Below are 12,861 nucleotides of genomic sequence, written 5' to 3'. Positions count from 1 at the left end.
CTTGGAGTTTCAAGTGATAAACCGCATCATGATCGCAGCCGTCATTGTCGCCGGCGCGCTGCTTCCTCTTCAGGCGACGGCGCTTGACTTGCCGAAAGGCAAGGTGGTGCTTACGGTGACTGGCACCAAGCTCGATCATCCCAACGTCGGTGGCAAAGCCCAGTTCGACATGCCTATGCTCGAAGCCCTTGCGGGCCGCACGGGTGAAATGGAGACCCCCTGGACCGAAGGCGTGGTCAAGTTCTCCGGCCCGCTTCTGCGGTCTGTACTCGAGGCAGCGGGGGCCCATGGCAACAAGCTCAAGGTCATTGCGCTCAACGATTATGCCGCTGACCTGCCGATGGAAGATGCAACCTCGCTCGACACAATGCTCGCCACCCGCATGGACGGCAAGCTGATGTCTGTCCGCGACAAGGGCCCGCTCTTCCTCGTGTATCCTTTCGATAAGGACCAAGGTCTGTTCAACGAGAAATACTTCTCCCGGTCGGTCTGGCAGATCAAGGATATCGAGGTCACTGAATGATCACTGCCGCCCAGCAGAGTGGCGATATCATCCGGAAAGCCAGCAAGGCGACCGTCGTGCTGCAGTGCTTTGCCGTGTTGCTGTTGCTGGGCCTCGTTTTTCTGTTTGCCGATATCTCAAGGAAATACTCCGCCCTGCAGGACGGCATTCGCGAGAACGCTTTGTGGTCCGTCTACCAGCTCGACCGGGAAGCCCGCCGGTTGCACGAGACCCTGCACATCATGCTCGTTGAAAACGACCTGACTCCGGAGCGCATCAAGGCTCTCGGGACGCGCTACGACATTCTGTACTCGCGAATGAATATTCTCGACAAAACCTCGTTCGAGACAAAGTTCAAGCTGGATGCGGCTGTTGCCGAGCAGGTCACTGCCATTCGCGACGCGGTGTTCGGTCGCAGCGCAGTTTTCGACAGACTGGCCGCAGGCGACCCCGTGGATCCGGTGCAGCTAGAGACAGCAGATTCAGAGTTTGAGAGGCTCGTAGAGAATACGGAAAAACTGCTTCTCTATACGAACAGCACCGTCAGCATCGAACGGGCTGAGGCACGGGACGCAGTCCTTGACCTTCAGATGAAATCGGCGGGTCTCGTCGCACTTCTTGTCTGCTGCGTGGTATTCCTCATTCTTACGCTGCGACGTCAGCTCAAGTCAGTTCAGCTTGCCGGTCTCAGCCTGGAGGCGATTTCGAACCAGCTGAAGGAGTCATATCTCGCGGCGGAAGCCGGGAACCGCGCCAAGTCCCAGTTCATGGCGACGATGGGACACGAGATCCGCACACCTCTGAACGCCATTCTCGGAACTGCGGAACTACTGGAGTTGTCCCCCCTACCGCCGTCAGTTGCACCTGGCCTGCAGACCATCAGGCGTTCTGGTCAGGCTCTTCTCGAGATCATCAACGAAATCCTCGACTTCGCAAAGATCGAACACGGAAAACTGGACGTCGAGACCCGCGCGGTTGACGTTCGGGCCGTCGTCACAGCCACGGTCGAAATGGTACGAGACAGAGCAACTGAACATGGAAATCGCATTGCGCTGGAACTGCCGACCTCGTTCACCACGCCGGTCATATCATCGGACCCCACCCGTCTGCGTCAGGTTCTTCTCAACCTGTTGAGCAACGCCATCAAATTCACGAGCGAGGGCACCGTCACGTTGCGCGTGCTGGAGATTGGCGAGCCGCAAGACGCACAGCTGAGGTTTGAGATTGAAGATACAGGCATCGGGATCGACGGTGAAGGTCTTGGCAAGCTATTCCAGCCGTTCTCGCAGGTCGATGCGTCTATCAGCCGGAAATACGGTGGTACGGGACTGGGACTGACCATCTGCAAGCAGATCGTAGAGGCGCTGTCGGGAACAATAGGTGTCAACAGCCGCAAAGGCGAGGGCAGCATCTTTTGGTTCGTAATCCCTGCCAACCCGGCCGAGAAGGGTCTTGTCGACGCCTTGGCGGCAAAGGCTGCGCCCCAACAGTTTCAGGCATGGAATATCCTTCTTGTCGAGGACAACGTGATCAATCAGCAGGTCGCGGCCGGGTTTCTCGCCCATCTCGGCCAATTGGTCACGATCGCGAACGACGGGCTGGAAGCCGTCAAACTGGCGGAGACAACCCGCTTCGATCTCGTCCTCATGGACATGCAGATGCCGAGGCTGGACGGCATAGAGGCTACCAAGCAAATTCGCGCTTCCAACGGCCTTAGCCGGAATGCTCCCATCATCGCCATGACCGCGAATGCTTCTGACGACGACAGGCGGCTTTGCGAGGAGGCGGGGATGACGGGGTTCCAGTCGAAGCCGGTCTCAATGCATCAGCTTCGGGGTATCATCGGGTCTCTGGAGGCGGCTGCGGAAACTGCTGTGGAGGCTGTCCAAAGTCCGAGCATCGATAACGCGTTCGAAACCCGGCGGTTGGAGATCGTGGAGGCACTGGGCGAAGAGACGTTCGACGAACTCCTGTCGAGCTTTTTCGAAGACGCAAGCCTACTCCTCACAGATCTTCACTCCGCCTTGGCCGTCAATGACCACCGTCATACCGATCATCTGCTGCACACTCTGAAGGGCGCAGCAAGCAGCGTCGGTCTTCAAGACGTGGCTGACCGGTCTCAGGACCTCCGTCATGCATCAATCACCGAAACCGTACTTGCAGACCTTGAAGACACAGTCACCCGCTACAGGCAGCTCCTTGTCGCATAAGGGACGTTCACATGCGCATTCTACTTGTCGACGACAATAAAACGAACCTCTCTCTCCTGACGAGACTCGTCGAGAAACTGCCGGACTGCGTCGCCATTCCCTATCTTCATCCCGAAGACGTGCTGGCAGATGCTCCAGCGCTCGAATTCGACATCGCCGTCATCGATTTCCAGATGCCTGTCTATAGCGGCATCGAGCTATTGACCGAACTCGTTCGCTTCGAGAATTACCGCGACAAGCCCGTGGTATTTGTCACGGCCGATACCGATACGGCGACGCGCATGGCGGCGCTCAATGCAGGCGCGATCGACTTTCTGACGAAACCCGTGAACCCGCTGGAGTTCCAGGCCCGGATCAAGAACCTGGTCGCCCTCGTGGACGCGCGCAACAAGCTTGCTGACAAGGCCGAGTGGCTTCGTATCGAGGTCGAGAAAGCGGTCGTCGAGCTGCGTGCCCGCGAGGAGGAAATCATTGACCGCTTGACGATTGCAGCAAGCTACAAGGACTTCGAGACGGCCCGGCACACGCGGCGCGTAGGCCTTTATTCCGAGGCAATCGCGCGGGCCTACGGCATGGAGGCGCGCGCTTGTTCCGACATCAGGCTTGCCTCGCCGATGCACGATATCGGAAAGGTCGCCATTCCCGATGCCGTCCTCCTGAAGAACGGCAAGCTGACCGAACAGGAGTTCGCGGCCATGCAGCGACATACGGTCGTCGGCTGCGATATTCTCCGGGAATCGAAGTCGAGTCTTCTGCAGCTTGCTGCCGAAATTGCTGGCAGTCATCATGAACGCTGGGACGGGCAGGGGTACCCGTTCCGTCTTTCGGGTGAGACCATTCCGGTTTCCGGCCGCATCGTCGCCATTGCCGATAATTTCGACGCGTTGACGACCGCAAGGCCCTACAAAGAGGCGTGGAGCGTGGATCGCGCCGTAGCACACATACGTGAAAGATCGGGGAGCCACTTCGACCCCCGCTGCGTCGCTGCCTTCGACAAGGCATTGTCCGTCATTCTCGAAATCATGGAGACCGATCGCAGGGAAAGCCTGCTTTCAGTGCCTACAAGCTGCATCCCGGTTCACGCTGGGTGCTCGCAGTCGAAGGAATCCTTTGAACGCTGCCGCCGCGCAATCAGCGATGCCCGCGTGGAGAAAAATGACGGTCCACTGACTGTTGCAATGATGACGTCACCAACAACACAGAACTACGAACTCGAAAATCAACCGACCGCTTTGCAAGGACGATGAAATGAACACTTTGCATCCTTCCAATTCTGCACGTTCCGGTGAGACCCTGGAAATCATCGCGTTCCGCCTTCACGACCAGGAGTTCTGCGTCAGGACGGTGACGATCCGCGAAATCCGCGGCTGGGGCCCCGCGACGCCGATCCCGCATTCACCCAGAGAGGTTCTGGGAGTGATGAACCTCCGCGGTGCAGTGATTCCGATCATCGACCTCGCCTGCAAGCTCGGTATGCGGAGTACCGAACCCAATGAGCGGAGTGCGATCGTCGTGGCGGAAGTCCACGGAATGGCCTTTGGTCTTGTTGTCGACCGGGTCTCGGACATCCTCACGATTCCCGTCGAAAACATGCAGCCTGTGCCTGACATGAACGAGGGTGCCGCGACGAGCTATTCCGACGGCATCATCGTCCAGCCCACAGGAATGACCTGTTTTCTGAACCTGGAACGAATGTTCGAAGGTTTGAATACCGCCGGCCTCATCGCCGCCTGATAGCTGCGCCGTTCGCACTCATCCGCCTAGACGCTCCGTGACTGTCAGATGACGGTTCGGTGCACGACCAAACTTGGCTTGCGGAAGCAGGTACAACCTGAAACGCAACTTACGCCTCAATCGCACAACGTATGAGTATTTGATTAAGACGAATTGCTGATTTTCGCATCGTAACCACAGTTTAACGAATCTGCCCTACAAATCGAGGGAGTGGGTAGGCGCTCGTCTTTTGTCAGCGCGAGACCGATTTCAGGATTTGCACTGCCCGGTAAACGGCAACAATTTTAGTTTGGGCCAATCGTCTAGAATTCCTTTTCCGATCGACCCCTGCGGTACCGGCGAGCAAGACGCCGTGCCACTGCATACGGTCAGTTTTTCCAAAATCCACAATCTGCGACCATACTGACTTCCGGCCCGTTGTGCCGGTGGCAGGTCGATGCCCGATGAGAGGTTGAAAATGTTGATACGAACAAAGCTTTTAGCCTGTCTTTTCGTCCTCGCTACGGCGCTATTGTCGATGGCTGGTTTTGCTTTCTATGCACTCGACGAAGAAGGCAAGCTTGCCAATTCCATCGTTGAAGATCGCGTCATCCCTTTGGCACAGTTGAAGCAGGTCGCCGACAGTTACGCGGTAAACATCGTCGATACGGTCCACAAGGCCCGCGCGAGAACGTTGACAGCCCGGCAGGCGACCGAAAACATCGAGACCGCCATGAAGGTCATCGACCTGCGATGGCGCGAATATCGCAACACGAAGATGACAGCCGAAGAGCAGGCGATCGCTACGACCTTCGAGGCGTCTCGCTCAGCGGCCGATGCAAAGCTGAAAGGCCTGCTGACCCTGATTGCATCCGGCGATCTGGATGCCTTGGGACGCTTCGCCGACGCCGATCTTTATCCGACAATCGATCCGCTTGGTGGTCCAATCGACGAACTGGTGAAGCTTCAGCTTCGTGTCGCAGCCGAAACGCTCGCGACAGGAAAGGAGATGAAGGCTGGCCTGACATTGGTCATGGCGATAATTGCCTTCGCGGGTCTTACCGTCGTGGTGATTTCGGTTTGGACGGTTCGTTCTGCGGTTATCCGGCCGTTGACCGAGATGACGAGGGCCATGACCGAGTTGGCGGGCGGCAAACTTGACGTGCGCATCTTCGGAGAGGGCCGCCGCGACGAGATCGGCACAATGGCAGGCGCCGTTGGTGTCTTCAGGCAAAGTGCGAAAGATCGAGCTCGTCTGGAGGCCGAGGCCGATGCAAACCGCAGCGTTTCGGAGCGGGAGCGTATTGAACGCGACCGGATCAGAGCCGCGGAAGCCGAAGCGATGGAGTTCGCTGTCGATAACCTGAAACATGGTCTCGATCAGCTTGCGAATGGGAATCTCGTGCATCGGATCGATGCAGCATTCGTTGCGCAGCTTGATGTGTTGAGGACGAACTTCAACAGCTCCATGGAACGCCTCGAGCAGACCTTGCGCACCGTCGGCCAGAACGCGCAGACGATCGCGGCGGGTTCCAACCAGATCATGTCGGCCGCCAATGATCTTTCGAAGCGCACCGAGCAACAGGCTGCCTCTGTTGAAGAAACGGCTGCGGCCCTTGAGCAGATCACGACCACCGTTGCCGGATCGAGCAAGCGTGCCGAAGCCGCTGGTCGCCTTGTCACCGAGACAAAGGACAGTGCCGAAAAGTCTGGCGACGTCGTGCGAAAAGCGATTTCGGCAATGGGCGAAATCGAGCGCTCGTCGAACGAGATCGTCAATATCATAGGGGTCATCGATGATATCGCTTTCCAGACAAATCTGCTGGCATTGAATGCCGGCGTCGAGGCGGCGCGCGCCGGGGAGGCCGGAAAGGGATTTGCCGTCGTCGCCCAGGAGGTCCGTGAACTTGCTCAACGCTCTGCAAAGGCGGCGAAGGAGATCAAAACCCTGATCAACACGTCAGGCGAGCAGGTTCGAAACGGAGTTCAGCTCGTTGCAGAAACCGGAAAATCGCTCACTGAGATCGTCTCCCGCGTCCAAGACGTCAGCGTCAATGTCACCGCCATCGTCGAGGCGGCCAAGGAGCAGGCGGTCGGGCTCAAGGAAATCAATATGGCGGTCAATAGGATGGACCAGGGCACGCAACAGAATGCGGCCATGGTCGAACAATCGACTGCAGCCAGCAACAGCCTTGCCCGCGAAGCAGATAACCTTTTCACCATGATTGGTCGGTTCACGTTGAGCAAAGGACATGACCTTCAACCTCGAACCGGAAACGCCAACGGCGCGCCCCATATGCCGTCCCCAGCCAGAAAGCTGATGGCGAGAGTGAACAGCTCTTTTCCAACAAGTGCAGCTGTCGCCGAGGCGTGGGAGGAGTTTTAGCCGCGGTCTGGTAAGGCTCCCAGGTCGGCCGGGATTACAAGCTATCGATGGTCGCGGCTGAACTAGGATTTGCATTTTTCAAACCCGCGGCCACTGCTTTGTTACGCTTCGTCTCTCTCGCTTCGTCTCTCACGCGTCGGCAAAGATAGCCGGAAATGGCGTGCTGATATCGGCGCTTCAGAGGCGGCACGTTGAACCGTAGCGGACGTATCTACCGTCTCAGCCAAGGCCGCTAAGCCTGCTACTTGCCATCAATATCCGTTGGTTCCATAATGCATATTATCTGATAACTGGGTGATGCGCTGTGTTGGGTGACTCGGGTTTTCCACGTCGGCGAAACTGCATATCCCCTTCGCTTTGACGACAGCGCACGGTATCTCTACCGCGCGCTGTCAACGTCTTTTTACGTTGCTCCACTGACCGTCATAAGGTTCACTTGAACCCCGACGACCCCGCAGCCCTCTGGTGACTAGTTCCGCTTGGCGCGCCCGGGCTGTGCATTGCTGTCTTGCAGCAAGGTCGCCTGATCGGCGACAATCGCAGACGCCTCGTTTTTCAGGACGTCCTTGGCATTCTTGCGCGCATCCTCAAGAGCAATCTCCGCACTCAAGCTACGTTCGTTTGCTTGCAGACCATCGTCTTCACTGCCGACCAGGCCATTGTTGATCTGCTCGCGAGCCTTCAGACGACTGGCGACGGCTGCGAGTTCTGCCCGGCGTTCGGCCTCGTTGAGCGAGATGACCTTTTTCTCGCGCTGCTGCTTCAGTTCGGCAGCGTCCTCGATGAACCGCTGGAAATCCGGGTCATCCTTGATTCGGGCTTCGTGTTGGGTCTGCAGTTGTGGCAGAACCGATGCGACATTTCCGACTGCGGCATATTTGGCAGGCTTGATACGTGTCCATGGGAGCGCATTGTCATAGCTCGCCTCACCCAGCGTCTTCGGGTCAGAAAGGCCCGGGAGGCTGATATCCGGCGTCACACCGCGAAGCTGGGTCGTACCGCCATCGACGCGGAAGAACTGGGCGATGGTCAGTTTCAATTCGCCGTATTTCGATTCGCTGCTGCGCGTCGCCTGATCGAGATCCACGACGGTCTGCACGGTTCCCTTGCCGAAGCTGGGCTCGCCGATCACAACGCCGCGACCATAATCCTGGATAGCTGCAGCAAAGATCTCGGAGGCCGAAGCCGAACCGCGGTTGATGAGCACGCCGACCGGGCCCGCCCAAGCGGGAGCAGACCGATCGTCCTTCAGGATTTCAACCTTACCCTTGGCATCGCGCTGCTGCACGACCGGTCCCTTGCCGACAAAGAGCCCGGTGAGTTCAATCGCTTCAGACAGGGATCCGCCTCCGTTATCGCGCAGGTCAATCAGGACGCCATCAACGTTTTCCTGTTTGAGTTCAACGAGCAGCTTGGCGACATCGCGGCTGGCGCTCTTGTAGTTCTTCTCGCCTTTGCGTCTCGCTTCGAAGTCCTCGTAAAAGGCAGGCAGAGTGATCACGCCGATGCGGCGGGTGACACCTTTGTCCTCGACCGGAATAATGCTTTTCTGGGCTGCCTGTTTTTCGAGACTAACCCGGTCCCGCACGAGGCTGATAACCCGGTGGCTTCCGGTCTCACCGGTATCTGCAGGCAGCACGTCCAGACGGACGACAGAATCCTTCGCGCCACGGATCATCTGCACAATTTCGTCGAGGCGCGTACCCACGACGTCCTTCATCGGGCCATCTTCACCTTGCGCAACGCCTGCGATGCGATCGCCGACAGCGAGCTTGCCGGAGAGCTGCGCCGGGCCGCCAGGCACGAGTTCACGGATCGTGGTGTAACCGTCGCGTTCTTGCAGAACCGCGCCGATACCGACGAGAGACAGGCTCATGGAGATGTCAAATTCAGCCGCTGCCCTCGCCCCGAAATAGTCCGTGTGCGGGTCAACCGACGTCGTGTAGGCAGCCATGAAAGACTGGAATACATCGTCGCTCTTATAACGGTAGGTCCGATCAAGGACGTTCTGGTAGCGCTTGTCGAGCGTCTCGCGGATCGTCGCGTCTTGGGAGCCTGCCAGTTTCAGGCGCAGCCAGTCGCTTTTCACACGCTTGCGCCACAGGTCGTTGCTTTCCTGTTGCGACTGCGGCCACGGCGCGTCGTCTCGCAGCACGGAATACTCTTCCCGCTGGGTGAAGTCGAAACCCTGCTTCAGCAACTCACGTGCATAGGTCAGGCGCTCTGAAACGCGCTGCGAATAAACGTTGAAAATCGAGAAGGGAAGCTTCAGGTCCTCGTCCTCGATCGCATCGTCGATCTTCTTGCTGTTCGCGGCAAAGCTGTCGATATCGGATTTGAGAAAAAAGCTCCGGTCCGGATCCAGCGACTTGATGAAGCTGTTCATGATCTTGACCGACAGCGCGTCGTCCAGCGGTACGGGCTTGTAGCTGTAGCGGCCGAGAAACTGTGCGCTGATATTGGCCGCCTGTGCCTGCCGATCGAGCGGAGCGAGGACGGGGGGTGTGCCCGGTTCCAAGGCATAGGCTGCTGGTGCGATGGCAAGAAGTAGACCAAGGAAAGAATATCTCAGACGCATTCCGCTATGTTCCAATTGCGATGTCGGTTCGTTTTGCGCAATGGTGGTGCAACAATGATCGAGTTTTGGCAACTGTCTGGGTGTGCAATATTGCGTGTCCATCGCAAGAACCAGGACGAACGGCGTACGCGGAGGGCCGCTGATTCCTGCAGAATGTCGTTCGCGGGCGTTCGGTCGTCAGGCTTCAATGCATGATCTTCTGAAGACCGCGCGGCAATCTATTCATGCATTCCGTGCTGTCAGAGGTCACAAGGAACTGGTCCTCGATCATCAGGGCACCAAAGCCATTCCCGTAGAAGGGCGTCTCGAGCGCCACCACCATGCCCGGCTGGATCAGTTCCTCATTTCCCATCGAGAAAAATGGCCATTCCTCGATGCCGGCACTGCCGCCGACCGAGTGCCCGAAATGCCCACGATGATATTCGCTCAATCCCCCACGGCGGATGGCGGCCGTGACAACCCGATGCACCGCGCCGAATGTATTGCCGGGCCGGATCTGCTCGAGGCCCGCTTCAAATGCCTCGAGGAGGATCTTGTCGAGATCGTTCGCGAGCGGCGACGCCTCGCCGTAGACGAAGGTTCGTGCGCTATCGGAAGAATATCCCTCCACCAGCGTTCCCACATCTGCCTTGATGAGCGCACCCGGAACAACCGTTGCGTTCGCGTCTGAAAGATCCGGGCCAACGGAGATGTAGTCCCATGACCCGGACAGGCTGACGCCCTTCCCGATTGCGAACGCCTTCGCGCCGGATTTCCAAGCGTCGGAAAGCGATTGGACAGAGGAGCCGGGCCGTATGGCCTCGACCATTCTGACAATGCCTGCCTCTGCCGCATTGGCCGCAAGACGCAATCGAGCGATCTCGACCGGCGTCTTCACCGAGCGCAGGCGGCGCAGAACCGCAGATCCATCGGTCAACGAGGCGCGGGGCAGATGGTGCTTGAGCGCGGCAAAATCGGCGGCGGGCATGAACTCCATGTCAACGCCAAGACGAGCCTCAGATAGACCGCGCTCACGAAGCAGTTCCCCCAGCAGGCCGAAGGACACTTCGCGATCAAAGGTTTCAGGCCTTTCCCCCGTCGCCCCACCTCGGCGATAGCACTGGTCGATTTGCGCGATGGAGCCGGCGTCCGATGTATCGACGGTGTCGATCCAGATCCGATGACTGCGCAGCTCGACATCGGGTGCGGATTTGCGGATGCTTGGAAGGGCGTGATCGCTGACGACGGCGGCAAGCGAGAGCCCCGCATCCGCCGGAACAAAAGCGACTGCTGCCCCTGCCCTGCCCCACATCGTTGCTACGCCAGCGGGTGCGCCGATTGCGTAGCGGAATCCCTCGGGTTGGAATAGCAGCAGGCCATCAAGATCGGCCTCTTGCATCAATCGCTCTGCCCTGTCCCGATCGATATCGCCCACTGCCTGCCCCCGTCGTCCGTAAAGATGCACCCCATGACATGGCGCACCGGACATCGGCCGGTCAAGATGCGGCGGCTTAACCCGTCGGCATATGTGTTTGTCGAACGTTCGATCCCGGTAGCGTCTGGGGATTGCGAACGTGCCGGGGATCGCGCAGCAGCGAGATCGAGCACACGATCAGTACGAATATGCCCACGAAAATTAGACCGGGCCGAAGACGAAAACTGTTCACCGAGTATAGGCCTTGTTGCTTCTCACTCAGGCAATGATGACGAACGAAGCTGACTCCCAGCTGAAGGGTGGCCGTTGGTCTAGGGCATTCAGGTGCGTGTCAGGATCCGATGCAAATCCGTGGCAATCGATATCGCCGAGGATCAACCAGTGCCGATCTACAGTCTGTCCAGAACCGCACCTCCTTTCTTCCGCCCGCGGATGGGTAGCGTTACCCTGGCTGTGACAGGTGCACTCTATCTGGCGGCCTTTACCAACCGGATGTTTCTCACGCGGGCTTTCGCCTATTTCGACAGTCACCTTGCCTTTGCTGCCTTCATACTCGGTCTCGCATGCCTTTTCGCAGCATTGATCGTATCGTTGTCGCTCAAGTATGTCCTGAAGCCGGTTCTGGTCTTTCTCTTCGTGAGCGCTGCTGCGGGCTCCTGGTTCATGGACAGGTTCGGAACGATCATCGACGTCGACATGATCCGCAACGCCGTCCAGACGACGTCATCCGAAGCCGGGCATCTGTTGACACCGGCCTTCGTGCTGCACATGGCCGTTTTCGGCATCCTGCCATCGCTTCTGGTCTGCTGGGTCAAGATCGAACACAGGCCGTTCTTCGGCAAAGTCTTGTGGAACAGCGCGGCAATCGTTCCACTTCTGCTGGTCGCGCTCGCCTGCGGAATGAGCAGCGCTCGCAGCATTGCCTCGGTCACGCGGCTCCACAAAGACCTGATGATGACACTTAACCCCTTCGTGCCGATCGGCAATGCCATCGGCTTTGCCATGGCGACCGGCGAGGACGAAACCGTCGTCGTGAAATCGCTCGGGACCGATGCCCGCGTCATTGCCCCGACATCCTCCGGCCGACCGCGCGTCGTGGTGATCGTTGTCGGAGAGACGGCCCGTGCCGAGAATTTTTCGCTTGGTGGCTACGGCCGCGACACCAATCCGGAGCTCGCCCGCCGAGACATTACCTACTTCAAGGAAACATCAAGCTGCGGCACGGCAACAGCGGTTTCCGTGCCCTGCATGTTTTCCAACCTGACACGGCGCGGCTATTCCCATCGTGCCGGCCTCGCGAATGAAAATCTGCTCGATGTCCTCGGTCACGCGGGTGTCAAAGCGGAGTGGTGGGACGACAACACCGGCAGCAAGAACGTTGCAAGCCGTACCGCCTACCACTCGTTTTCCGATGCCAACGATCCCCGCTACTGCAAAGACAGGGAGTGCCTCGACGAGGGAATGATCGCGGCACTCGATGGCTGGCTCTCGACAGTCAAGGGCGACAGCGTTCTGGTCCTCCATCAGATGGGGAGTCATGGCCCCGCCTATTCTGAGCGCTATCCCACGGCCTTTGCCCGCTTCAAGCCGGAATGCCGCAATGCTGAACTGGGCAATTGCAAAACCGACGAGATCGTCAACGCCTATGACAACACGATCCTTTACACGGACCACATCCTCGCGTCGGTCATCGACAGTCTGAAGGCGCATCAGGACGTCATCGCTCCAGCCATGATCTACATGTCCGATCATGGCGAGTCGCTCGGTGAGCATGGCCTTTATCTGCACGGCGCTCCGTATGTCGTTGCGCCATCGCAGCAGACCCACGTGCCCTTCGTGCTGTGGCAAGGGTCGGAGTTGAAAACCACGACCGATCCGCAATGCCTTTCTTCCCGAGCGGCTGCACCCGCCTCACATGACAATCTGTTTCACACCGTACTCGGAATGATGTCCGTTCGGACTTCGAGCTACAAGCCGGACCTTGACGTAATGGCATCATGCCGGCGGGTGAGAGACAGTAGCGGCGTTGCCAGCGCGCGTGCAGACTTCTGACCCGTT

At 58.3% G+C, this 12,861-nt stretch carries 7 protein-coding genes and 1 pseudogene; 6 read left to right on the top strand and 2 right to left on the bottom strand.

Going from position 1 to position 12,861, the window contains the following annotated elements:
- The first annotated feature begins 13 nt into the window (after positions 1–13).
- The 5 genes and pseudogenes from IFT59_RS14800 to IFT59_RS14780 all read left to right on the top strand — a co-directional run.
- Positions 14–523, top strand: a complete 510-nt coding sequence (locus IFT59_RS14800; protein ID WP_342366109.1) for a molybdopterin-dependent oxidoreductase — start codon at positions 14–16, stop codon at positions 521–523.
- Positions 520–2,712, top strand: a complete 2,193-nt coding sequence (locus IFT59_RS14795) for an ATP-binding protein (protein WP_192087348.1) — start codon at positions 520–522, stop codon at positions 2,710–2,712. The genes IFT59_RS14800 and IFT59_RS14795 overlap by 4 nt, the downstream gene beginning before the upstream one ends.
- 11 nt (positions 2,713–2,723) lie before the next feature.
- On the top strand, positions 2,724–3,959 hold the full coding sequence (locus IFT59_RS14790) for an HD-GYP domain-containing protein (RefSeq protein WP_082476371.1): 1,236 nt from the start codon (positions 2,724–2,726) through the stop codon (positions 3,957–3,959).
- A 1-nt stretch (position 3,960) separates the two neighbouring features.
- Complete coding sequence (locus IFT59_RS14785) at positions 3,961–4,446, top strand: chemotaxis protein CheW (RefSeq protein ID WP_192087347.1); 486 nt, start codon at positions 3,961–3,963, stop codon at positions 4,444–4,446.
- Positions 4,447–4,882: 436 nt separating this feature from the next.
- Positions 4,883–6,550 (top strand): annotated as a pseudogene (locus IFT59_RS14780) (HAMP domain-containing methyl-accepting chemotaxis protein); the annotation flags it as partial.
- Between the two features lie 730 nt (positions 6,551–7,280).
- On the opposite strand, the gene IFT59_RS14775 reads toward IFT59_RS14780, so the two are convergent.
- Both IFT59_RS14775 and IFT59_RS14770 read right to left on the bottom strand, forming a co-directional pair.
- Positions 7,281–9,389: a carboxy terminal-processing peptidase gene (locus tag IFT59_RS14775; protein WP_192087345.1), complete on the bottom strand. Its 2,109-nt coding sequence runs from the start codon at positions 9,387–9,389 to the stop codon at positions 7,281–7,283.
- Positions 9,390–9,573: 184 nt separating this feature from the next.
- Positions 9,574–10,803, bottom strand: a complete 1,230-nt coding sequence (locus IFT59_RS14770; RefSeq protein WP_192087344.1) for a M24 family metallopeptidase — start codon at positions 10,801–10,803, stop codon at positions 9,574–9,576.
- A gap of 351 nt (positions 10,804–11,154) precedes the next feature.
- Here IFT59_RS14770 and IFT59_RS14765 point away from each other — a divergent pair, with 351 nt between their 5' ends.
- Complete coding sequence (locus IFT59_RS14765; RefSeq protein ID WP_342366107.1) at positions 11,155–12,855, top strand: phosphoethanolamine transferase; 1,701 nt, start codon at positions 11,155–11,157, stop codon at positions 12,853–12,855.
- Positions 12,856–12,861 lie beyond the last annotated feature (6 nt).

The sequence above is a fragment of the Rhizobium sp. CFBP 8752 genome, from assembly GCF_014842035.1.
GTDB lineage: Bacteria > Pseudomonadota > Alphaproteobacteria > Rhizobiales > Rhizobiaceae > Neorhizobium > Neorhizobium soli.
Note: the sequence above shows the minus strand (reverse complement) of the source record. Positions and strands in the feature narration are given on the sequence as shown.